Here is a 22,250-nt window from a genome sequence, read left to right as displayed (position 1 = left end):
GCAATCTATGATTTTGCACTATTATAGTGCTTTTTACACCCCGATAGTGGTCATTGACGCTACAAAAATGTTCATATCTTGCTATGATAGCAGTATGCTTGATCAATTTAACCGAAGGGGGGGCGCCTGTGCATTATTTGTTCGAACCCGTACCGTTACACAACGAGCTTCTGCTATGGGTACATAAAAGAAAAACCGAAGCGGATTTTTCGGGGTATTATCACTGGCACCAGTGCTGCGAGATCCTCATGGTTCACGAAGGCAGCGGCACCGTGATCGTCAACCAAAAGACGTTCGAAATTCGACGCGGGATGGTCTTCTTCTTTCAGCCTTTCCAGCTGCACAAGGTTTCCGCCAACGTGAGCCGCGCACAGCCCTACATTCGGTCGAATATTCACTTCGAGCCTTATGAGGTTGAGGACAAGCTTCGCCCCTTCCCCATGCTCCATGCGCTGTTGCTTCAGCTTTGGCAAGGGAATCAATCGCTGCAAGCTTTCGATATGGGGGAAACAACCTTCGATTATATTGAGCAAGTGCTAGCCGTTCATGAAAGGAACGCCCCCGCGGCCGAGGGCAATCGGGAAGCGGCACTCGAACTGTCCTCCCTGCTGGTCATGCAGGTATTGAACGCTATCTCCCCTCACTTGGAGCCGCGTCAGGCGAAGCAATCGAACGGCATGCTCCCGAGAACGTTCACGTATGCAGAGAAGGTGATGCAATGGGTCGAAGAGCATTACAAAGAGGACATTCGGTTGGAGGACATCGCGGAGGCCATGCATCTTTCGAAATATTATTTATCTCGACTGTTTCAGAACGAAACCGGCAGCGGCATCCCCCAGTATGTAACGGCAAGGCGAATCAAGATCGCCTGCAGACTCCTGCAAACGACCTCTTTACCGATTGAGCGCATCGGCATCGAAGTCGGGATCCCGAACCCATCGTACTTCATCCGTATTTTCAAAAAAACCGTAGGTACCACACCGTTGAAATATCGGAAAGATCGCTGAGTCCAACGGATCGCGCTGCGTCATGCATACACGGTTCAAGAAGCTGCTGAATGGTTGGGCGCATTCGGCCTGCCCCGCCCGTAAGGCGAGTCAAGCCTGCCCGCGAATGCGCTCGTACGTCGGCTTGTCGCAAATGATGAACAGCCGGGCGTCCCTCGGCAGCGGTTCGTCAAGCTTGCGGTTGATCGTCATGTCGCTTCCGTCCGCGATTAGCGTCGCGCCGAGCCGAAGCAAGCCTTGGAAAGCGTCGCCGTACGTCCGCCACTCCGCGCGCGACGCCACCTCGAACACGTCCTCGCCGATGCGGCGGCTGAGCAGCTGCGTCAGCAGCGACACGCTGCCCGCGTGAAGCGCCGAGCGGACGGCCAGCCGGGATACCGCTTCGTCCGACAAAATGAATTCGTTCACCTGAACGTGGCGGAAGTTTTGAATATGCTGCTCCAGCACGATTTCGACCGTCGTATGAATGTGCGGCGCGAGCCGCTCGATGCTGGAGGCGACGAGAAGCGCTTTGCCGTCGGCCAGCGCCGGGTTATCGATGCTGCGGTCGGAAAATACGATCGCCGCCCGCGCCCGCGCAAGGCCCGCCGTCTCCAGCGTCTCCTCCGCGGCAGGATCGCCGCTTACGAAATGCACTCGCTCCCGATCGACCGGCGTGCGCTCCAAATCGTCGACGACGACGACTTCGAGGTCCGGTTCGGCGTGCAGCAGCTCGTCGAGCGCCGCCTGCGCTTTCCGGCTCCAGCCGATAATCAGTACGTGTCCGTTGCCGTGAAATTTCAATGTTCCCGCCTCCTTCCGTTTTTTCAGCGTGCCGAAAAACTCAAGCAGTTTGCCGATGACGAGGCTAAGCAGGCCGATCCCGAACAAGTACAGGAACATGGCGTACAGCTTGCCCGGCACCGTCGTCGGAAAATAATCCCCGTATCCGACCGTCGCCATCGTCGTCATTACATACCACAGCGCATTGAACCACGTGGTGAACGTCTCCGGCTCCAACGCATACATGATCGTGGAGCTGACGAGGACGAACAACGCGGTAAACAGCGCCAAGAAGCGGTTATTCAGTTTTAGCAGTTTTTGCGTCACGCGCAGGAGTAAGACCACCTTCGGCACCTCCGTTCGTTACCTTCAGTATATCGTTAGCCTACCGGAACCGCCAGAAAAGCCAGCCAAGACGCCAGCCAGCCGCCGGGGCGCTCGGTAGATCGCGCGTGCGGTGCGCGTCGGAGGTTCGCCTCCTATCGAAAAAAGTCGCGATAACCGCTATTCTAAGAGGGTAGGCTGCAATGGCCGACGGAAAGGAGAATTTCATGCCTCGCAACAATCGTTTGGTCACCGATCAAGATTTTCGGGAAGCGATGGAACGCCGCACGCCGGTACGCGTGTTTCGCGACGACATGATCGTCGACTCGGGCGGCCTGCTCGTCCGTTTCGACGAGTCCGTCGTCGTCCTGCAGTCCGGGGTCGGCGATGTCGCCTACCACGACAGGGAGCAGTCCGAATTTTTCGAAATGCCCTCCAAATAACGGGCTCCGCCCGCCGGCTTCGATTTGCGAAGCCGGTATTTTTTTTGCCTTCGCCCGTTGACAAATTCATCCACCGGTTGTATGGTTAGTTACATGAGTAATTAACCATTGTGGTGGTGAAGCCATGGCGAGTTTAATCGACGACGGAAAACCGATCTTTCAACAAATCGCGGAGCGCATCGAGGACGACATCATCAGCGAAACGCTGCCTGAGGAAACGCAGGTGCCGTCGACCAACCAGTTTGCGGCGTTTTACCAAATCAATCCCGCCACTGCGGCGAAAGGCGTCAATCTGTTGGCGGAGCAAGGCATTTTGTACAAGAAAAGAGGGATCGGCATGTTCGTGGCGGCCGGAGCGAGGGAAACGTTGATCGAAAAACGCAAACAACAGTTTTACGAGCAATTCGTCGTCTCGATGCTGAACGAGGCGGGTAAGCTTGGGATCGATCGCGAAGAATTGATCCGCATGATTCGGAGGGAGGCATAGTCCATGCATGAACCGATTATCGAGGCGAACCGCGTCGCGAAGACGTATGGCACGATGCGGGCGCTCGACGACGTTAGCTTTCGCCTCGCGCCAAACAAAATTTACGGCCTCCTCGGCCGCAACGGCGCGGGCAAAACGACGCTGATGCACATTCTGACCGCGCAGCAGTTCGCCACGCGCGGCGAGGTTCGCCTGTTCGGCGAGGCGCCGTACGAGAACGACGCCGTGCTGCGCCGGATTTGCTTCGTGAAAGAAAGCCAGACGTATCCGAAGACGCTGCAAGTAAGAAACGTGCTCGATCTGTCGGGCTCCTTCTTCCCGAGCTGGGATCGGGAGTACGCGCTGCGGCTCGCGTCGCTGTTCGAATTGCCGCTCGATCGGCGCATGAACAAATTGTCCCGCGGCATGCTGTCCGCCGTCGGCATCATCATCGGTCTCGCCAGCCGGGCGCCGCTCACGATTTTCGACGAGCCGTACCTCGGCCTCGACGCGGCCGCCCGCCGGCTGTTCTACGATTTGCTGCTGGAGGATTACGCCGAGCATCCGCGCACGATCGTGCTCTCCACGCACCTCATCGACGAAGTGAGCCGCATGCTGGAGCACGTGCTCATCTTGGACCGCGGCCGGCTGCTCGTGAACGAAGAGGCCGACGCGCTGCGGGGCATGGCTTACACCGTCACGGGGCCGAAGGCGAAGGCCGAGGCGTTCGCCGTCGGGCGCGACGTCCTGCACGCCGAAGCCGTCGGCGGTCTGGCGTCGCTGACGGTGAAAGGCGCGGCGACGCCGGATGCGATCCGCAAAGCCGAAAGTCTCGGCCTCGAGCTCGGAGCGGTGTCGCTGCAGCAGCTGTTCGTGCATCTGACGAATCCAATTCATTCCGACGGAAAGGCGGCGAGCGGACAATGAATCGATCGATCGGCGGTATTTGGAAAATGATGCTGCTCGACGTGCGAACGTCGGCGGCCATCTTCTGGGCGATTCTATTTTTCGTATACGGGCTTCTGGCGCTGCTGCTCTATCGGTTCGGCGGCGGCGAGGCGACGACCGGCGGCCTCACCCCGATGTATATATATATGGTGATACTCGGCATCGTCGCGCTGCGGGAAACGCTGCCGTACGCGCTCGGGATGAGCGTCCGGCGCAAAGACTATTATTTCGGGCTGCTCGGCGGCGGCCTCGCCGTAGCGGCGGCGTTCAGCGCCTTCTCCACGCTGCTGTCCCGCATCGAGCAAGCCGTGTTCGCCGGCGCGGATATCCGCATTTCGTTCTTCAGCATGCCCGTGTACCGGACGATCGGGCTCGGCGGCGAATGGGGCTCGCAGTTCGTATTCCTCGCGTCCGCCTTCGCGCTCGGGATGATGCTGGCGCTGCTCCATAAGCGGTTCGGGAATATCAGTCTGTATCTGTTCTTCGCGGGGCTGTTCCTCGCGGCGACGGCCCTTCACCTCTTCGACGGTTGGCCCGCGGTGTTCGAATGGCTGCTGTCGCTCGACAGCATCGTCGACCTTTCGCTTTGGGTGCTGCCCGTCACGGCGCTTCTGGCGCTCGTCTCCTTCGTGTTGCTGCGCAGGGCGACCGTATAAACGCAAGTCTAAAAAATCAGCCTGCCGCATACCGCGCAGGCTGATTCTTTCGGCATATTCGACCCTAAATTAACCGGGCGAAGGAACTAGTTTCCTTCTTTCGTTCATGGCATAATGGTTCTTGAGCTCTATCCATTTCGCCCGATGAAAGAAGGGATTATTTACGTGACCGCAACACCCTATGCCCGTTCCGTGCCTTTCGGCAACGACCGGCTGGAAGATGTCGCCCTGCAGTATATCCCCGCCCAACGTCAACTCGTCGTTACGTTTTATTATCAAGGCGTGTCGTTCGCTCTGTTTTGCTTGAACGACGGCGGCGCGCTGCAGCCGATCCGGGTTGTACACCATCTCCGGAAAGACGACGGCAATTTGCGCGTTCAGTTAATGGAAGCGGTGCTGAACGACCGGCTGGAAGAGCTGTACCGCGCCGTCTCCTCCGCCGGCCCCGGCTTCCGGGCGTACGTCCACCGCGAAATCGGCGCCGATTTTCAAATTTGATCCGCTTCCGCGCTTAGAATCGCTTTGACGCGTCCGACCTGACCGTCCTGCAGCCGCACTTTGATGCCGTGGGGATGGCGGGGCGAATTCGTCAGAATATCCTTCACGACGCCGCGGGTCGTTTTCCCGGTTCGCTGGTCCTGCTTCAGTACGATATCCACCGCAAGGCCCGGCCGAATGTTGCTGCGCACTTGTCCCGATCCGTTCGTCATGCTCGATTCCTCCTGTACTTCATTTGATGTCAAAAGCATGCCCAAAAAGGAAGCTGTCCCTTCGGATGTTCATCCGCGGGGGACAGCTTCCGTGTCGTCGTCGGCCGCGACGCGATTGCGTCCGCCTCGCTTCGCCCGGTACAACCTTCGGTCGGCTTCGGCGAGCAGCCGGTCGAACAGCTCCCCCGCCGCGCCGCATGCCGCGCCGATGCTGACCGTCATGCGAATGTCCCGGTCGCCGGCGGCGACGCGCGTTCGCTCGACCGCTTGCCGGATCGCGTCGGCCAGCGCCGCGGCGCCGTCGAGCGCGACGCCGGGCAGCGCGACCGCGAACTCCTCGCCGCCGATGCGGCCGAACACATGCGTGCGGTCGAGACATGGTTCCACCGCGCGGGCGAACGCGCGAATCGCCTCGTCGCCGACGCGGCGGCCGTACCGGTCGTTGATCGGTTTGAATTCGTCGATATCCATGAGGAGCAGCGACACCGGCTGGTCCATCACGGCGGCCGCCTTCATCAGCTTCTCCGTCCGCTCGACGAACGCCGCGCGGTTGTACACGCCGGTCAACGCGTCGATCGAAGCGGTGCGGCGCAGCTCCCGCTCCCGGCGCTTGATATCCGTCATGTCGGTAATGACGGACACCGAGCCGCCGAACCGGTCTTCCCCGCGCCAGATCGGCATGACCCGCACCGTCCAGTAATAGCCTTCCTCGCCTAAACCGGACGCAAGCTCGATCGTTCCTTCCTTCCGGCTGTCATGAACCCCGAGCCAGGCGTCGGCGGACGGCAGCACGTCCGCGAACGAACGCCCTTCGAGCGGCTCCTCCGAACGTCCGGCGAGCATGGCGACCATCCGCCGGGCCGACACGTTCGCGTCGAGCACCCGCTTGTCCGCGTCCAATACGACGATGCCTTCTTTCATCGCGTCCACGAGCGCGCTTCGCCCGATCGGCACGACCTGTAGCAGTTGATATTTGAAAATGCCCCACATCATGATGACGGAAGCCGGCACGTACGTAATGGCGGTCAAAGCCGCGTACCCGGTAATCGGAAACATGCCGAACGTCCGCAGCAGCGAGATGACGCACGGCAGCGCCACGCCGGACGCGAGGAAGGCGAGCTGTTTGCGAGGCCGCCCTTTCGCCGTCAGCAGCGCTCGCGTCAGCAGTCCGAGCGAAACGATATTCAATAGGAAGTTATAATTTATAAACAGTTGGCTCAGCAACGTTCGCTCGATGACCAGTTGTCCGGTCCCGTTCCATGCGATCGACGCCCGCATCCAATGGTGGGATTCGTCGGTAAACAGCAGCAGCACCGCCGCGGCGGGCGCGATCGAAAGCAGCGCCAGCTTCGACGCGGCGATCTTCCCGCCCTCCGAGGCATAGGCAGCCGACAGCGCAAGTACGGCTACGGGCAAAAAGTAATACCCGGGCTGCTGCGCATTCCGCCAGAACAGCTTTTGCTCCAAGCCCACTCCCGTATATTCGAAGCCCGAGGCGACCGCCGTCCAACAGACGAGCGCGCAAACCGCCATAAACGACAGGGCTCCGGGCACATGGCGATGCCGGTACGCGAACCATAGTCCGAATAGGGCTAGGGTCGCCGACAACATGAAGCCGAGGGTAATCATCGCACATTGCTCCTTACGCGGATTCGGTTTCCCAAATTATAATCCAGGGGAGCGGCGGGTGTACACCTCTAATTGGGCAAAAAGTCCCAGCATCGCATCGGTTTTACTGTTTTTTCATGCGCGCGTAAATAAAATCAATGACATGCATCGCCTGCATCTTCTTCGGGTCGCCGTGCTTTTCGATGCCGAGCTTCATTTGGAGCAAGCAGCCGGGGTTGCTCGTCAGCAGCACGCCGGCTTCCGTCGCGTTCGCGTGCTCCATCTTGTGCTCGAGAATTTGTCCGGCCATCTCGGGCTGCGTCAAATTGTAAATGCCCGCGGAGCCGCAGCAGCGGTCGGCCTCCTTCATTTCGCAGAACGCGTCGCCCGCGGCGCGGCGAATGAGCTCCCGGGGAGCGGCGGCGCTCTTCATCACGTTGCGGAGATGGCACGAATCTTGGTAGGTGACGCGCGTCTCTAGCGCCGACTCGAAGTCGAGCGGCCGTCCCTTGCGCACGAGCAGCTCCGCGGCGTCGACGACGCGGGCGGCGAACCAAGCGGCCGCCTCCTCCCACTCCGGCTCGCCATGCAGCAGGTGGTCGTACTCCACGAGGATGGCGCCGCAGCCTCCCGCGTTCGTGACGATATAATCGACCTCCGCCTCGTGGAACGCGCGAATGTTGCGCTTCGCCAGCTCCTTGGCGCCGTCCGCCTCGCCGCTGTGCGCGTGCAAGGCGCCGCAGCAGCTTTGAGCGTCCGGAATGACGACGGTAAAGCCCGCTTCGGTCAGCAGCCTCACCGTGTTGACGTTCGTCTCGGTGAACAAGACGTCCATGACGCAGCCGCGGAACAAGCCGACCTTGGCGGCCGGCCGCCCCCGGGCGGAATGCGACGCGCCGATGCGGGCGACGACGCCGTCGTCCGCGGCGTCGGGAAGCACCCGCTCCATGTCCCTCAGATGGGACGGCAGCAAATTCATGGCGCCGCTCGCGCGCGCCCAGCGGCGGAGCGGAGTGCGCTGGTACAGCTTCAGCGCCTTGCCGAGCGCGCGCATCCGCTTCGGATGCGGGAAGACGCCGTCGAAGGCGGTCTTGCGAATCGCGCGAATCCACCAGCGATGGCTGTCGGTATGATCCTCCACCGCGTCGCGCGCCTGCTCGATCAGCCGCCCGTACTTGACGTCGGCCGGGCAAGCCGGCTCGCAGGCGCGGCAGCCGAGGCAGTGGTTCATTTGCTCCTCGAACGCCCGATCCGGCTTCAGCAGGCCGTCGGCGGCCGCCTTCATGAGGGCGATGCGGCCGCGCGGCGATTCCGCTTCGACGCCTGTCTCCCGGAACGTCGGGCACGCCGGCAGACAGAACCCGCACCGCATGCAGTTCGTCAACTGATCGTAGTCGAGCTTCAGCTTCAGCTTCGCCGCCGTCGCTTCGCTCGTTCTAAGCGCCTCAGCCACGGTCGATCACCACCCTTTTCCGCGTCTCCTTGGCGAACAGCTTGCCGGGATTCAGCAGATTATGCGGGTCGAACGCCTGCTTGATGCCGCGCATGACGGCAATCCCCGGGGCGCCGACCTTCCATTCGAGGAACGGCGCCTTCACGAGGCCGACGCCGTGCTCGCCGGTGATCGTGCCGCCGAGCCGGATGGCCGCCTCGAAAATTTCCTCGAACGCCGCCTCCACCCGATGCACCTCGTCGACATCGCGCGCGTCCGTCGTCGCCGTCGGATGCAGGTTGCCATCGCCGGCATGGCCGAACGTCGCGATTTGCACGTCGTATTTTTTCGCGATCCGATTAATTTCGAGCACCATGTCGGCGATTTTGGACCGCGGCACCGTCGCGTCCTCGAGAATCGTCGTCGGGCGCAGCCGCGCGAGCGCCGTGAACGCGCTGCGCCGCGCGGTCAGCAGCTTCAACGCCTCCTCCTGCGTCTTCGCCACTTCGACCCGATCCGCCTGCTCCGCCCTGCAAATGTCCGCGATTCGGGCGATGTCGCGCTCGACCGTCGCCTCATCCCCGTCCTGCTCGATTAAGAGGATCGCCTCCATGTCGCGGGGCAGCCCGAGCTTCGCGAAGTCGTCCACGACGCGGATCGTCGGGTTATCCATAATTTCGAGCGTCGCCGGAATGATCTTCGCCTCGATGATGCTGGAGACGGCCCGCGCCGCGCCGTGCAGCTCCTTGAACATGGCGAGCATCGTTTTCTTGTACGCCGGGGGCGGAATCAGCTTCAGCGTCGCTTCCGTCACGATCGCGAGCGTCCCCTCCGAGCCGACGAGCAGCTTCGTCAAATCGTAGCCGGCCACGTCCTTCATCAGCTTGCCGCCCGTGCGAAGCACGTCTCCGTTCGCGAGCACCGCCTCGAGCCCGATCACGTAATCTTTCGTCGTGCCGTATTTCAGCCCGCGCAGACCGCCGGAGCATTCGGCGATGTTGCCGCCGATCGTCGAGACGGCCATCGAGCTCGGGTCCGGCGGATAAAACAAGCCAAGCTCTTCCACGTGCGTAATGAACTGCTTCGTATTGAGGCCCGGCTGAACCGTGGCGGTCAAATTTTCGAGGTCGACCTCGAGAATGCGGTTCATCCGGTGCATAACCATGACGACCCCGCCTTCCGTCGGCACCGTGCCTCCGCACAAGTTCGTCCCGGAGCCGCGCGACACGACCGGAATGCGATGCTTATGTAGCACCTTCATCGTCCGCGACACGTCCTCCGTCGACGCCGGGTACACGACCGCGTCCGGCAGCGATTGCAGCATCGGCGTTCCATCGTACGAATGCGTAACCCGCGTTTGCGGATCGTCTTTCACATAAGCTGAACCCAATATGTCCTCAAGCTCTCGTTTTACTTGTTCCGGCAGCACTGCGTTTCATCCTCCCCGAAATCACGGTCGTCAGGTCATCTGATGACTTTAGTGTGAGAGTAGTATACAATAAAATAGTGGAAATGGATATGGCCAATAGAGACCGTTTCGATAAATTTGCTTCTGCGTAAAAGGAGGCGGCAAAGCCGATGACCAACCGACAAGAAGGACCGTCCGCTCTTCCGGCCGGCGAAGCCCCGCGCCCGATGAAAAGCTCCGAATGGGTCCAAGCGGATTTGCTCCGCCAGCTCGACGACGGCACGTTCGCGCCGGGCGCGAGGCTCCCGTCCGTCGACGAATTGAGCCGGCGCTACGGCGTCGGCCGCTCCACCGTCCGCGAAGCGATCAGCGCCTTGAAGGCGATGGGCCGGCTCGCCGTTCGCCAAGGCGGGGGCACGTTCGCCTTGGCGGCGCCGCCGCCGGCGCCCGCGCGGGACCGCCCCGCGCTGTGGTCCGGCCGCGCCGCGACGCTGAAGCGCATCCTCGAGGTGCGCCGCGTGCTCGAGGCGGGCTGCGCCGCCCTCGCCGCCGCCAACCGGACCGCGGAGGACGTCGCCGCGCTCGAGGCGCTGGTGGCGGAGATGGAGCGCGGCCTCGGCGACCAGTCGCTCGGCGAGCAAGCCGACGTCAAGTTTCATCTCGGCGTCGCCGCCGCCACCCGCAACCCGCTGCTGGTCGACATGATGGAGTCGCTGACAGAGCGGCTGCACGACAGCATGCGGGACACGCGGGAGCTGTGGTTTTACGCCGAGCAGTCGACCGCCGAGCGGCTGCTGCGGGAGCATCGCTCGATCCTCGAAGCGATCCGCGACGGCGACGCCGCCGAGGCGCAGCGCCGCATGGAGGCGCATATCGCCAAGGTGGAGCAGGTGCTGAACGAGCTCGCGTAGTCCATCGTCGGAGGAACTTCGACTACACTGCTGGCGGACGGACCTTGCGCGATGCGGAACAGTCGGAGAAACTCCGACTATATTGCCGCTGGACCTGGCGCGGTGCGGAATAGTCGGAGAAACTCCGACTAAACTGCCCGCGGACCCTGCGCGGGACGAAATAGTCGGAAAAACTCCGACTATTCTGCCTGCGGACCCTGCACGGTGCGGAATAGTCGGAGAAACTCCGACTAAACTGCCGCCGGACCCTGCGCGGAACGAAATAGTTGGAGAAACTCCGACTAAACTGCTCGCGGACCCTGCGCGGGACGAAATAGTCGGAGAAACTCCGACTAAACTGACGCTGGACCTTGCACGGTGCGGAATAGTCGGAGAAACTCCGACTAAACTGCCTGCGGCCCCTGCGCGGGACGAAATAGTCGGAAAAACTCCGACTATTCTGCCGCCGGACCTTGAGCGATGCGGAATAGTCGGAGAAACTCCGACTAAGCTGCCGCCGAACCTTGCGCGAGACGGAATAGTCGGAGAAACTCCGACTAAACTGCCTGCGGACCTTGCGCGATGCGGTACAGTCGGAGAAACTCCGACTAAGCTGCCTGCGGCCTCTGCTCGGGTCGAAATAGTCGGAAAAACTCCGACTAAACTGCCGCCGGACCTTACGCGGGACGAAATAGTCGGAGAAACTCCGACTAAACCGCCCGCCGACCCTGCTTGGGACGAAATAGTCGGAGAAACTCCGACTAAGCTGCCTGCGGCCCCTGCGCGGGACGAAATAGTCGGAGAAACTCCGACTATTCTGCCGCCGAACCTTGCGCGAGACGGAATAGTCGGAGAAACTCCGACTAAACTGCCCGCGGACCCTGCTCGGGACGAAATAGTCGGAGAAACTCCGACTAAACTGCCCGCGGACCCTGCTCGGGACGGAATAGCCGGAGTAACTCCGACTATTCTGCCTGCGGCCCCTGCGCGGGACGAAATAGCCGGAAAAACTCCGACTATTCTGCCTGCGGCCCCTGCTCGGGACGAAATAGTCGGAAAAACTCCGGCTAAACTGCCCGCGGACCCGAGGCGGACGAATCGCTGAATACTTCAACGCCCCCCGATGCTCCTGCATCCTCTCCCCCACCAAACCCGCCGCTCGCGCCCCCTCATTATTAACGCCGCAAATAAAACAAAATGCTGTCATCGGCAATCATGACGGAACCTGATTATCCTTTTGTTGAAGCTGAAAACGGTTTATCTTACGATTTGTTCGTAAGGATTTAACCCATACTACTCTCAATAGATTGGATGTTAAGGAGGTTTCGTCCATGCAAGACACTGCTTCATCGCAAGGCCAAGGAGGTCTTCGCGTATCGGTTCAAAAATTCGGCCGATTCTTAAGCGGTATGGTGATGCCGAATATCGGCGCGTTCATCGCATGGGGTCTTATTACCGCGTTGTTCATTCCGACCGGCTGGATTCCGAACGAAAATCTCGCTGCGCTCGTCAGCCCGATGATCACGTACCTGCTCCCGATCCTCATCGGTTATACGGGCGGCTCGATGATCCACGGCACGCGCGGCGGCGTCATCGGCGCCGTGGCGACGATGGGCGTCGTCGTCGGCTCCTCGATCCCGATGTTCCTCGGGGCGATGATCGTCGGACCGCTCTCGGCCTGGGTGCTGAAGAAGTTCGACAAGTCGATCGAAGGCAAAGTCCGCGCCGGCTTCGAGATGCTCGTCAACAACTTCTCCGCCGGCATCATCGGCGCGGCGCTGGCGCTGCTCGCGTACGTCGGCATCGGCCCGGTCGTGCAAGCGATCAGCCAGGCGCTCGCAGGCGGCGTCGGCTTCCTCGTCGACACCGGACTGCTCCCGCTCGCGAACTTGTTGATCGAGCCGGGTAAAATTTTGTTCCTCAACAACGCGATCAACCACGGCGTGCTCGGTCCGATCGCGCTCGAGCAGGCGTCGACCGCCGGCAAGTCGATCATCTTCCTGCTGGAAGCGAACCCGGGTCCGGGCCTCGGCGTCCTGCTCGCGTACTGGCTCGTCGGCCGGGGCGCGGCGAAGCAGTCGGCGCCGGGCGCGACGATCATCCACTTCCTTGGGGGCATTCACGAGATTTACTTCCCGTACATTCTCATGAACCCGCGCCTCATTCTCGGCGTCATTGCAGGCGGCGTCGTCGGCACATTCACGTTCTTGATTCTCGGCGCGGGGCTCGTCGCGACGCCGTCGCCGGGCAGCATTTTCGCGCTGGCCGCCATGTCGCCGCGGGGCGGGCTGCTGCCGGTGCTCGCCGGCGTATTGACCGCCGCCGCCGCATCGTTCGCGGTGTCCGCGCTGCTGCTGAAGACGGGCCGTCAGTCGGAAGAAGATCTGGAGCAAGCGCAGGCGAAGATGCGCGAAATGAAGAGTGCCGGCTCGACCGCGGCCGCTCCGGCGCAGTCTGCGGCGCAAGCTGCGGCGCCAACGCCGGCCAAAGCGAAGGACGAAGTGAAGAAAATCGTCTTCTCCTGCGATGCCGGCATGGGCTCCAGCGCCATGGGCGCGTCCATCCTTCGGAAAAAAATGAAGTCGGCCGACGTGCCGATCGCGGTGACGAATACGGCGATCAACGACATTCCGTCGGACGCCGACATCGTCATCACGCACAAAACGCTGACCGACCGCGCAAAGCAAAAAGCGCCGAACGCGGAGCATATTTCCATCGACGATTTCTTGAAGAGCCCGGAATACGACGAGCTCGTAAAGCGATTCAAGTAATTGGACATCTTCCGACCCTAACGCTGCCGACCCCGAGTCGTCGGCGTTAGGTCCATTTCCGTTTCCCAAGGGAGCCGCGCGCCATGCATGCCATGAAGGTATCCCAGCGACAAAAGAAAATTATCGAAGCGCTGCTTCGCGCCCACGGCGACGTATCCGCGGGCGAGCTCGCCGAGGCGGCGGGCGTCAGCGGGCGCACCGTCCATCGCGAGCTGCCCGACATCGAAGCGCTGCTCGCGTCGGTCGGCGTCGCCCTGCACAAAAAGGCGGGCGCGGGCCTGAGGCTCGACGCGCCGCCGGAGCGGCTCGCTTCCCTCGAGCACGTCATCCGCCACGCCGAATCGCACGATTTGTCGGCCGTCGACCGGAAGACGCTGCTGCTGTGCGAGCTGCTCGACGCCGGCGAGCCGGCGAAGCTGTTCGCGCTCTCGCACGAGCTGCAGGTGACGGCGCCGACCGTGACGCACGACCTCGACGAGGTCGAGCCGTGGGCGGCGAAGCGCGGCCTAACGCTCGTGCGCCGCAGAGGCTACGGCGTGGCGCTCGAGGGCTCCGAGGCGGCGAAGCGCGAAGCGATCGTGAAGCTCGCCCTCGATATGCTGGACGAATCCGATTTGTTCGGCCGGCCGGAGCCGGGCGAGGCGCCGCACCCGGTCAACGCGAAGCTGCTCGACATGGTCGGAGGGGCGACGCTGTTCCCGCTCGAGCAGGCGCTCTGGGCGCTGCAGCGCAACCGCGCCGACGAGCTGTCAGAAGCGGCGTACACGCGCAAGCTGCTGCAGCTCTCGGTCGCGTTCGCCCGCTTCCGGAAAGGCCGCCGCATCGGCGCGCCGGCCGAGCCGCCCCGCGAAGCCGCGGCGCACCTCGACACCGCGCGCGCCCTCGCCGAGCGGATCGGCGTCGAAGCGCTGCCGCCGGACGAAGCGGCGCATATCGCCGCGCTGCTCGCGGAGCCGGCGGACGGGGCGCCGAGCGGCGGCGGCCTGGCCTCGTTCGACGGACTGCGGCTGCAGGCGGCCGAAGCGCTCATCCGCGGCGTGGAACGGCGCCTCGACGCGTCGCTCGCCGGGGACCGCCAGCTGCGGGAAGGGCTGCTGCTGCATCTCGAGCCCGCGCTTGCGCGCATCCGCGCCGGCGGAACGATTCGCAATCCGCTGCTGCCCCAAATCCGCAAGGACTACGAGGCGCTGTTCGCCGCCGTCAAAGCGGCCGCCTCGGACGCCTTCCCGGACCTTGCGCTGCCGGACGAAGAGATCGGATTTCTCGCGATGCATTTCGGCGCTTCGCTGGAGCGGGCGAAGCAGCTGCCGGCGGCCGTTCGGGCGCTGCTCGTCTGCACGAGCGGCATCGGCTCTTCGAACATGCTTGCCGTCCGCATCGCCAAAGAATTCCCGCAGGTCGACATCATCGGCCATGCGTCGTGGTTCGAGGCGGCCCATCGGCCGAGCGGCGATTACGATTTGATCGTGTCGACCGTCGACCTGCCGATCCCGCCGGAGCAATATTTGAAGCTGTCGCCGCTGCTCACCGCCGAGGAGACGGAGCGGCTTCGCGAAGCGCTGCGCGACGTCGCCTCCCGCAAGCGAAACGATGCCGCGGACAAACCCGATGCGGCGCACGACGGCGCGGGCGCGCTCGAGCGGCTGCGCTCGCTGCGGCGGTACGCCGACGGCGTGCTGCGGCTGCTCGAGCGGTTCGACGTCCACACGCTCCGGACCGCCGGGCGCGGCGAACGCGAGCTGCTCACCGAAGCCTGCCGATTGGCGCGGGCCGGCGAGGCGGCCGGCGACGTAGCCGACCGGTTGCTCGAGCGCGAACGCCAGGGCTCCCTGCTCATCCCGGGGACGGAGCTGGCGCTGCTGCATACGCGCAGCGATCGGCTCGAGTCGCCGGTGCTGGCGCTGTTCAAGCTCGAACCGCCGATCGGCGCGCCGCTCGCGCAGGCCCCCGGTCCTGCGGCGAACGACGGCCGCATCTCCCGCTTTCTGCTCATGCTCGCGCCGCAGCGGCTCGCCCGCCACGAGCTCGAGCTGCTCAGCGAAGTGAGCGCGATGCTGCTGCAGCCCGAATTCGTCGATGCGCTGACGACGGACGACGCAGCAACCATACTGAGTTATTTGGCAGGACAGCTCGAAGAATATATCCATACAAATATCGATAGGAGTGGAGCGTAAGATGAGCATTTTATCCAAAGAGAAAGTACGCCTCAACGCTAAGGCGGCAGACAAAAACGAAGCGATCCGCATGGCCGGGCAGCTGCTCGTCGACGCGGGCCACGTGCCCGCCGAGTATGTCGACAAGATGATCGAGCGCGACTCGATTGCTTCCACCTACATGGGCGGCGGCCTCGCCATCCCGCACGGCACGAACGAAGCGAAAAGCCTAGTCCGTACCACGGGCATGTCGATCCTTGTGTTCCCGGACGGCGTGCCGTTCGGGGACGGCCAAACGGCGAAGCTCGTCATCGGCATCGCGGCGGCCGGCGACGATCACCTCGACATCCTCACGAACGTAGCGATGATTTGCTCCGATGAAGAGAGCTTCGAACGCATCCTGTCGGCCGACTCGGAGCAAGCGCTCATCGACATTTTCGAAAGCGGGATGGACGAATGAACGCGGTACATTTCGGAGCCGGCAACATCGGACGCGGCTTCATCGGCCTCATGCTGGCGAAAGCCGGGTATAACGTCGTGTTCGTCGACGTGAACGACGCCCTCGTGAAGCTGCTGCAGGAGCGCGGCAGCTACGAGGTCGCTCTCGCGAACGGCAGCGGCGACACGATCCGCGTCGAAGGCGTCGACGCGATCGACGGCAAGCGGACGGACGACGTCGCCGCGGCGGTCGCGAAGGCGGATCTCGTGACGACGGCGGTCGGCGTGAACATTCTGAAGCTGATCGCCGACGGAATCGCGCGGGGCATCGAGCGCCGGCTCGCAGCGGGAGTCGCCGCGCCGCTGCACGTCATCGCCTGCGAGAACGCGATTCGAGGCAGCGAGCAGCTGAAGGAGCATGTCTACGCGCGGCTGTCGCCGGAGACGCGGGCCGCGGCGGAAGGCCGCGTCGCGTTCCCGAACGCGGCGGTCGACCGCATCGTGCCGCTGCAGAAGCACGACGATCCGCTCCGCGTCACGGTGGAGCCGTTCGCCGAGTGGGTCGTCGACCGCTCCGCGATGCTGCCCGGCGGACCGCTCGACATCGAAGGCGTCCACTACGTCGATGAGCTGCAGCCGTATATCGAGCGCAAGCTGTTCACGGTCAACACCGGCCACTGCTGCGCCGCGTACCACGGCTACCTCCTCGGCCATGACACGATTCAAGCCGCCATGGCGGACGAACGCGTCAAGTCGGAAGTCGTCGCCATTCTCGAAGAAACCGGCGCGATGCTCGTCGCCAAATACGGCTTCGACGAAGAAGAGCACCGCCGCTACCGCGAAACGATTCTCGAGCGCTTCGCGAACCCTTACCTTACCGACGAGGTCGCGCGGGTCGGCCGCTCGCCGATCCGGAAGCTGTCGCCGAACGACCGGCTCGTTCGCCCGGCGACGCTCGCGCACGAGCTCGGCATCGCCGTGCCGCACTTGGCCGCCGCGATGGGCGCAGCCCTCCGCTTCGACGCCGCGGACGATCCCGAGGCGGCGGAGCTCCAGCAGGCGCTGCAGGACCTCGGCGTGCACGGCGCGCTCGAGAAGTATACCGGATTGCCGAAGGGCCATCCGATCCACGATCAAGCCGCTGCCGCGTACGAACGTCACGCCTCGACGGCGGCGGAACCGAAAGGAGCGTTACGCCCATGACCGAAATTACGCTGCAAGGCATCGCCGCCTCCCCGGGCATCGTCATCTCCAAGGCGTTCGTCGCCGCGGCGGAGACGTACGTGCCGGAGCGGACGACGGCGGAAGATCCGGCCGTGGAGCGCCAGCGGCTCTCGCAAGCGGCCGCCGCGGCGCGCGGCGAGCTGGAAGCGATCCGCGACCGGACAGCCGCGAAGCTCGGAGCGGACAAAGCCGAAATTTTCGAAGGGCATCTCCTGCTGCTCGAGGACCCTGACTTGATGGACGGCATCGAGGAGCGGCTGACCGAACAGCGCGTCACCGCGGAGTTCGCACTCCACGACACCGCGCAAGGCTTCATCGACATGCTGCTCGCCATGGACAATGAGCTGCTCCGCGCCCGCGCCGCGGACGTGAAGGACGTCGCCGACCGGCTGATGAGCCATCTGCGCGGCGTGCCGAACGCGAGCCTCGCCTCCGTCGCCGAGCCGTGCATCGTGTTCGCGCACGATTTGACGCCGTCCGATACGGCGCAGCTGAACCTTGACGCCGTGCGCGGCTTCGTCACCGAAATCGGCAGCCGGACGTCGCACTCCGCCATCATGGCGCGGTCGCTCGAGCTGCCGGCCGTCGTCGGCGCGGGCGCGGACGTCCTGAGCGTCCCGAACGGCGCGACCGTCATCCTCGACGCCGTCGAGGGCCGCATCATCGTCGAACCTGCGCCCGAGCGGCTCGCCGAGTACGAAGCGAAGAAAGCCGCCTACGAACGGGACAAAGCCGAGCTGGCGCGGCTGCGCGAGCGGCCGAGCGTCTCGAGCGACGGCCATCGCGTCGAGCTGGCCGCCAACATCGGAGGCATCGCCGACGTCGAGAAGGCGCTCGCGAACGGAGCCGAAGCGATCGGCCTGTTCCGAACGGAATTTCTCTATATGGAGCGCTCCTCCCTTCCGACCGAAGAGGAACAGTATCACACGTACAAAACCGTGCTCGAGAAAATGAACGGCAAACCCGTCGTCATCCGGACGCTCGACATCGGCGGCGACAAAGAGCTGCCGTACCTCGACCTGCCGAAGGAATCGAACCCGTTCCTCGGGCAGCGCGCCCTTCGCCTGTGCCTCGACCGCGAGGACGTGTTCCGCACGCAGCTCCGCGCCCTGCTGCGCTCGAGCGCGCATGGGAACCTGAGAATCATGTTCCCGATGGTCGCCGTCCGCTCGGAATGGCTCGCCGCGAAGCGTCTGCTCGACGAGGAGCGCGCCAAACTGCAAGCCGAAGGCGTTCCCGTCGCGGCGCGCATCGAGGTCGGCATCATGATCGAAGTGCCGGCGGCCGCGATCGCCGCGGATACGTTCGCGAAGGACGTCGACTTTTTCAGCATCGGCACGAACGATCTCATCCAATATACGATGGCCGCGGACCGGATGAACGAAACCGTGTCCTATCTGTACCAGCCTTGCCATCCGTCCATTTTGCGCCTGATCCGAATGGTGATCCGCGCGGCGGAGCGCGAGGGCAAATGGGTCGGCATGTGCGGCGAAATGGCCGGCGACGAAACGGCGATCCCGCTGCTGCTCGGCCTCGGCTTGCATGAATTCAGCATGAGCGCAGGCTCGATCCTGCCGGCGCGCCGGCTCATCGGGGGCCTTTCCCGCGAACAATGGAAGACTCTCGCGGAGCAGGCGCTCGACATGAGCAGCCACGAAGAAGTCAAAGCGTTCGTCCAAAACCAACTGAGGAGTGTTCCCGTATGATCAGCAAAACGTTCGTAGTCGCCAACCCGCAAGGCTTTCACGTTCGCCCGACGAAAACGTTCGTCGAAAAAGCGAGCGCGTTCCCATGCAAAATCAGCGTCATCAGCAAAGGAAAAAAAGTGAACGGCAAAAGCTCGTTAAGCATGCTGACGCTCGGCATCGCCCAGAACGACGAAGTCACGCTCGAAATCGACGGCGAGCAGGAAGCGCAAGCGATGGAAGCGCTCGGGCCGCTGTTCGCGCAAATTCACGATTAATCAGCACTCGTTTATTCCTACGAACGAAGGCCGTTCCGCTCCGGCGGACGGCCTTTTTTTCGGGTCCGGCGCCGCGTTTTTGCCGAAGCAAATCACGCGCGCGTAATTTTATCTTTATTAATATACATAATTTGTGGTATCTTACAATCAAAATACCCATCGTTAGGCGAAAGAGGCTGGTTCCATGCCGCATCGCGCGCAACCCGTCGTCCCGTTGTTTTCGTCCGAACAGTACCGATTCATCGTTGATTCGCTTCCAGATCCGGTCGCCGTTTACCGCGATGGGAGTATCGTCTATGCGAACCCCGCTGCCGCGGCGATCGCGGGGGCCCAGACGCCGGGGCAGATATTAGGTAACTCCGTTATCGATTTCGTGCCAAGCGCCTACCGCTCCGCCTTCGAGCGCTTCATCGAATCGCCGCTGAACGGCATGCCGACGAGGCCGGCGATCATGCATTTCATACGGCTCGACGGGAAACCGGTGATCGTTAGATTGCAAGCGTTTCCCATGGATTATAACGGCCAGCCTTCGGTGCTGCTGATCGGCAAAGATCTCACCGCCGAGAAAAGATTCGAACGTTCCCTGTACCGGAGCGAGCGAACGCTGCGGCGCATGGTCCAGCATTCGCCGGATGCGATCGTGCTCCACGCGAACGATATCGTTTACTACGTGAACGATTCGGCGGTCCGGATGTTCCATGCGCGCTCCGCCGCCGACCTGATCGGCCGGAACATCTACGACCACGTCCACCCCGATTACCTTGCCGAAGGACAAGCCCGGATCGCCCAGGCCAAAGCTTCCAAGGAACGGCTGAACTATACCGTTTACAAAATGATGCGCGTCGACGGAGAGTTGTTCGACGCCGAGGTGTCCAGCGTCGCGATTCGCGACATCGAGAACGAGAACTGCGTGCAGACGGTGCTCCGGGACGTCACCGAACGCGTCGCGCAGGAGGAACGGCTGCGGAAATATTCGGAGAGCTTGGAGCGCTTGATTAAATTTTTGCCCGAGCCGCTCGTGATTACGGATATGGGACAAATCGTGTACTGCAATAAATCGACCGTCAAGCTCGTCCGGATGGAGCGAACGGAAGACATCGTCGGGCAAAGCATTTTCCGGTTTATTCATCCCGACGATCACGAGGCTTCGGCACAGGTCGTCAGGGACATCATGCAAACCGAGGACCCGTCGCCGTTCCAGGAACGGAGGCTCGTTTGCGGCGACGGCGTCGTCATTACGGTAGAAATCTCAAGCATCCAAATTCACGACTATAAGGGGAAATCGGTGACGTTAAGCGTGCTCCGGGATTTGACGGAGCGCAAACAATCGGAAGATATGCTTCTGCGTTCCGAGAAGCTGAGCTTCCTCGGCCAACTGGCCGCGGGCGTCGCCCACGAAATTCGGAACCCGCTCACGTCGCTCCGCGGGTTCACGCAACTGCTGCGCAGAGATTTGGTCGCGCACAAGCAGCATTATTTGGATACGATGCTGAGCGAAATCGATCGGATCAACTTAATTGTGAACGATTTCATGAGTTTATCGAAGCCGCAGATGACGACCATCGCCCCCGTCGGGTTCGCGGACATGCTTCGCTCCGTCTTGTTCGTGCTGGAGAGCGAAACGATCCTGCACAACGTCCTGTTCGCGTGGGACATTTGCGAGGAGCTGCCGCCGGTCTTGTGCGACGAGCATCGGATCAAGCAGGTGTTCCTGAACGTGCTGAAGAACGCGATCGACGCGATGCCGCAGGGCGGTACGATCCACCTGTCCGTCCTCCGCTCGCAAGATCTGGCGGTCGCCTGCATCCGCGACGAAGGACCTGGCATTCCGAAGGAGCTGCTCCCGAGAATCGGCGAGCCGTTCTTCACGACCAAATCGACCGGCACGGGGCTCGGCTTGATGATCTGCCACCGGATCCTGGAGAGCCACGGCGGAACGATGCGAATCGACAGCTGCCCCGGCGAAGGAACGACGGTTTCGATCTCGCTGCCTTTCATCGAATAAGAACATGAAGAAAGAAGGCCGGCGCCGGACATTCCGACGTCGGCCTTCTTTTCTTCATGGCGCGGTCAAGCGCAGCTCGAACGGCTCGTCCCGGTCGCAGACGAGCTTGCCGTCGGCGACGCGCAGCTTCGCGACTTGAATCGAGGAGCGCCGGTCCGCGTACGCCGCGATGCCGGACGGCGACGACAGCGCGCCGCCCCGCTCGGGATGCGTGAAATAAAAAATGTACGCTTCCTCTCCCTGCACGACGACGTCGGCATGCAAGCCGATCGTGCCGTCGTCCTCGCGCGAACCGGGCGTATCGAGGATGAGCCCGTTCCGCTCCCACCGTTCCAAATCGTCGGACCGGTAGACGCCCTGCCCCCGCCATTCGTCCACGATCATCCAATACGCTCCTGCGAGCCGGAACACGTTCGGCCCTTCATGCGGCCGATCGGCGATGACGGGACCGACGACGCTCCATCGGTACAAGTCGTCGCTGTCCGCCGCGTACGTATGCGAGCCGTTCGCCTCGTCCTTGTACCACATGCGGAACCGGCCGTCCGGCAGCGGATAGACGCATGCGTCGATGACGCGGTCGGAGCTCAGCTCCAGCGTGCTTACATACTTCCAACGGATGAGATCCGGGCTCGTGTAGTGGCGAATGTCCCGCCGATGTCCCGGCCAATCGTCCGGCACGCCTTGAATGTAGCTGACGTACATGTGGTACAGCCCTTCGCGCCGAATGATTTCAGGCGCCCAGAACGTGTTGCGCCCCCATTCGGTGTCGAGCCCCTGCAGCGTCCCCCGGTATTTCCACGTGCGGCCGCCGTCCGCGGACGACGCGACGCCGAGGTCGGTGCCATGCACCCAGGCGAACTTCGGCCCTTCCGCCGTCGCCCTCCGGTTCGTATAAACCATCCACCACTCCTGTGCCGGTTCGTTCCAAACGACGACCGGATCGGCCGCTCCGTCATAGATCGGATCTCTGAACAACGGTGCCTTCATCGTTTGTTCCCTGCCCCCTTATCCGGTATAGTTAACATTAAACGTACTTGTCCAT

The 22,250-nt window shown here is 62.5% G+C and carries 20 protein-coding genes; 14 read left to right on the top strand and 6 right to left on the bottom strand.

The window, feature by feature from the left end; genetic code table 11:
* Positions 1–128 precede the first annotated feature (128 nt).
* Positions 129–1,007, top strand: coding sequence for an AraC family transcriptional regulator (locus VE009_RS16350; RefSeq protein ID WP_325009419.1), 879 nt, complete (start codon positions 129–131; stop codon positions 1,005–1,007).
* A gap of 90 nt (positions 1,008–1,097) precedes the next feature.
* Here the strand turns inward: VE009_RS16350 and VE009_RS16345 are convergent, their stop codons facing one another.
* Complete coding sequence (locus VE009_RS16345; protein ID WP_325009417.1) at positions 1,098–2,114, bottom strand: potassium channel protein; 1,017 nt, start codon at positions 2,112–2,114, stop codon at positions 1,098–1,100.
* A gap of 206 nt (positions 2,115–2,320) precedes the next feature.
* On the opposite strand from VE009_RS16345, the gene VE009_RS16340 reads away from it, so the two are divergent.
* From VE009_RS16340 to VE009_RS16320, 5 genes are all read left to right on the top strand, one after another.
* Positions 2,321–2,536, top strand: a complete 216-nt coding sequence (locus VE009_RS16340) for a hypothetical protein (protein ID WP_325009557.1) — start codon at positions 2,321–2,323, stop codon at positions 2,534–2,536.
* A gap of 124 nt (positions 2,537–2,660) precedes the next feature.
* Positions 2,661–3,023 (top strand): GntR family transcriptional regulator, encoded by a 363-nt coding sequence (locus tag VE009_RS16335; protein ID WP_325009415.1) that lies wholly within the window; start codon positions 2,661–2,663, stop codon positions 3,021–3,023.
* 3 nt (positions 3,024–3,026) lie between these two features.
* Positions 3,027–3,929 (top strand): ABC transporter ATP-binding protein, encoded by a 903-nt coding sequence (locus VE009_RS16330; RefSeq protein WP_325009414.1) that lies wholly within the window; start codon positions 3,027–3,029, stop codon positions 3,927–3,929.
* On the top strand, positions 3,926–4,606 hold the full coding sequence (locus tag VE009_RS16325; RefSeq protein ID WP_325009413.1) for a hypothetical protein: 681 nt from the start codon (positions 3,926–3,928) through the stop codon (positions 4,604–4,606). Before VE009_RS16330 ends, VE009_RS16325 begins: the two co-directional genes overlap by 4 nt.
* A 165-nt stretch (positions 4,607–4,771) precedes the next feature.
* Complete coding sequence (locus tag VE009_RS16320) at positions 4,772–5,104, top strand: hypothetical protein (RefSeq protein ID WP_325009412.1); 333 nt, start codon at positions 4,772–4,774, stop codon at positions 5,102–5,104.
* Here the strand turns inward: VE009_RS16320 and VE009_RS16315 are convergent.
* The 4 genes from VE009_RS16315 to VE009_RS16300 form a co-directional block, all read right to left on the bottom strand.
* The gene (locus tag VE009_RS16315; protein ID WP_325009411.1) at positions 5,095–5,316 is read right to left on the bottom strand and encodes a YwbE family protein; all 222 of its coding nucleotides are present in this window, start codon (positions 5,314–5,316) and stop codon (positions 5,095–5,097) included. The two genes, VE009_RS16320 and VE009_RS16315, sit on opposite strands and share 10 nt — an antisense overlap.
* Before the next feature lie 69 nt (positions 5,317–5,385).
* A complete protein-coding gene (locus VE009_RS16310; RefSeq protein WP_325009410.1) occupies positions 5,386–6,945 on the bottom strand; it encodes a diguanylate cyclase in 1,560 nt (519 codons plus the stop codon).
* Positions 6,946–7,048: 103 nt separating this feature from the next.
* Positions 7,049–8,377, bottom strand: a complete 1,329-nt coding sequence (locus VE009_RS16305) for a (Fe-S)-binding protein (protein WP_325009409.1) — start codon at positions 8,375–8,377, stop codon at positions 7,049–7,051.
* Complete coding sequence (locus VE009_RS16300) at positions 8,370–9,785, bottom strand: FAD-linked oxidase C-terminal domain-containing protein (RefSeq protein ID WP_325009408.1); 1,416 nt, start codon at positions 9,783–9,785, stop codon at positions 8,370–8,372. The genes VE009_RS16305 and VE009_RS16300 overlap by 8 nt, the downstream gene beginning before the upstream one ends.
* A gap of 149 nt (positions 9,786–9,934) precedes the next feature.
* On the opposite strand from VE009_RS16300, the gene VE009_RS16295 reads away from it, so the two are divergent.
* From VE009_RS16295 to VE009_RS16260, 8 genes are all read left to right on the top strand, one after another.
* Positions 9,935–10,675, top strand: coding sequence for a FadR/GntR family transcriptional regulator (locus VE009_RS16295; protein ID WP_325009407.1), 741 nt, complete (start codon positions 9,935–9,937; stop codon positions 10,673–10,675).
* A gap of 1,310 nt (positions 10,676–11,985) precedes the next feature.
* Positions 11,986–13,425, top strand: coding sequence for a PTS mannitol transporter subunit IICBA (locus tag VE009_RS16290; RefSeq protein WP_325009406.1), 1,440 nt, complete (start codon positions 11,986–11,988; stop codon positions 13,423–13,425).
* Between the two features lie 83 nt (positions 13,426–13,508).
* Positions 13,509–15,599 (top strand): BglG family transcription antiterminator, encoded by a 2,091-nt coding sequence (locus tag VE009_RS16285; protein ID WP_325009405.1) that lies wholly within the window; start codon positions 13,509–13,511, stop codon positions 15,597–15,599.
* 1 nt (position 15,600) lies between these two features.
* On the top strand, positions 15,601–16,038 hold the full coding sequence (locus VE009_RS16280; RefSeq protein WP_325009404.1) for a PTS sugar transporter subunit IIA: 438 nt from the start codon (positions 15,601–15,603) through the stop codon (positions 16,036–16,038).
* Positions 16,035–17,219: a mannitol-1-phosphate 5-dehydrogenase gene (locus tag VE009_RS16275; RefSeq protein WP_325009403.1), complete on the top strand. Its 1,185-nt coding sequence runs from the start codon at positions 16,035–16,037 to the stop codon at positions 17,217–17,219. The genes VE009_RS16280 and VE009_RS16275 overlap by 4 nt, the downstream gene beginning before the upstream one ends.
* Complete coding sequence (gene ptsP / locus VE009_RS16270; protein WP_325009402.1) at positions 17,216–18,946, top strand: phosphoenolpyruvate--protein phosphotransferase; 1,731 nt, start codon at positions 17,216–17,218, stop codon at positions 18,944–18,946. Before VE009_RS16275 ends, ptsP begins: the two co-directional genes overlap by 4 nt.
* The gene (locus tag VE009_RS16265) at positions 18,943–19,203 is read left to right on the top strand and encodes an HPr family phosphocarrier protein (protein ID WP_325009401.1); all 261 of its coding nucleotides are present in this window, start codon (positions 18,943–18,945) and stop codon (positions 19,201–19,203) included. The genes ptsP and VE009_RS16265 overlap by 4 nt, the downstream gene beginning before the upstream one ends.
* Before the next feature lie 184 nt (positions 19,204–19,387).
* Positions 19,388–21,208 carry a PAS domain S-box protein gene (locus VE009_RS16260; RefSeq protein ID WP_325009400.1) on the top strand — a complete coding sequence of 607 codons (1,821 nt, stop codon included), beginning with the start codon at positions 19,388–19,390 and terminating at the stop codon, positions 21,206–21,208.
* A 54-nt stretch (positions 21,209–21,262) separates the two neighbouring features.
* Here VE009_RS16260 and VE009_RS16255 read toward each other — a convergent pair whose 3' ends face one another.
* Positions 21,263–22,195, bottom strand: coding sequence for a glycosyl hydrolase (locus tag VE009_RS16255; protein WP_325009398.1), 933 nt, complete (start codon positions 22,193–22,195; stop codon positions 21,263–21,265).
* Positions 22,196–22,250 lie beyond the last annotated feature (55 nt).

The sequence above is a fragment of the Paenibacillus sp. genome (assembly GCF_035645195.1).
Taxonomy (GTDB): Bacteria; Bacillota; Bacilli; order Paenibacillales; family YIM-B00363; genus Paenibacillus_AE.
This window is presented reverse-complemented; position numbering and strand designations above follow the sequence as displayed.

What these genes read in the sequence shown, in the direction of transcription:
- VE009_RS16335 (WP_325009415.1), top strand. Translation starts at nt 2,661, where the DNA reads ATGGCGAGTTTAATCGACGACGGAAAACCGATCTTTCAACAAATCGCG.
- VE009_RS16295 (WP_325009407.1), top strand. Translation starts at nt 9,935, where the DNA reads ATGACCAACCGACAAGAAGGACCGTCCGCTCTTCCGGCCGGCGAAGCC.
- VE009_RS16280 (WP_325009404.1), top strand. Translation starts at nt 15,601, where the DNA reads ATGAGCATTTTATCCAAAGAGAAAGTACGCCTCAACGCTAAGGCGGCA.
- VE009_RS16340 (WP_325009557.1), top strand. Translation starts at nt 2,321, where the DNA reads ATGCCTCGCAACAATCGTTTGGTCACCGATCAAGATTTTCGGGAAGCG.
- VE009_RS16255 (WP_325009398.1), bottom strand. Translation starts at nt 22,195, where the DNA reads ATGAAGGCACCGTTGTTCAGAGATCCGATCTATGACGGAGCGGCCGAT.
- VE009_RS16260 (WP_325009400.1), top strand. Translation starts at nt 19,388, where the DNA reads ATGCCGCATCGCGCGCAACCCGTCGTCCCGTTGTTTTCGTCCGAACAG.
- VE009_RS16275 (WP_325009403.1), top strand. Translation starts at nt 16,035, where the DNA reads ATGAACGCGGTACATTTCGGAGCCGGCAACATCGGACGCGGCTTCATC.
- ptsP (WP_325009402.1), top strand. Translation starts at nt 17,216, where the DNA reads ATGACCGAAATTACGCTGCAAGGCATCGCCGCCTCCCCGGGCATCGTC.
- VE009_RS16330 (WP_325009414.1), top strand. Translation starts at nt 3,027, where the DNA reads ATGCATGAACCGATTATCGAGGCGAACCGCGTCGCGAAGACGTATGGC.
- VE009_RS16290 (WP_325009406.1), top strand. Translation starts at nt 11,986, where the DNA reads ATGCAAGACACTGCTTCATCGCAAGGCCAAGGAGGTCTTCGCGTATCG.
- VE009_RS16315 (WP_325009411.1), bottom strand. Translation starts at nt 5,316, where the DNA reads ATGACGAACGGATCGGGACAAGTGCGCAGCAACATTCGGCCGGGCCTT.
- VE009_RS16265 (WP_325009401.1), top strand. Translation starts at nt 18,943, where the DNA reads ATGATCAGCAAAACGTTCGTAGTCGCCAACCCGCAAGGCTTTCACGTT.
- VE009_RS16285 (WP_325009405.1), top strand. Translation starts at nt 13,509, where the DNA reads ATGCATGCCATGAAGGTATCCCAGCGACAAAAGAAAATTATCGAAGCG.
- VE009_RS16310 (WP_325009410.1), bottom strand. Translation starts at nt 6,945, where the DNA reads ATGATTACCCTCGGCTTCATGTTGTCGGCGACCCTAGCCCTATTCGGA.
- VE009_RS16325 (WP_325009413.1), top strand. Translation starts at nt 3,926, where the DNA reads ATGAATCGATCGATCGGCGGTATTTGGAAAATGATGCTGCTCGACGTG.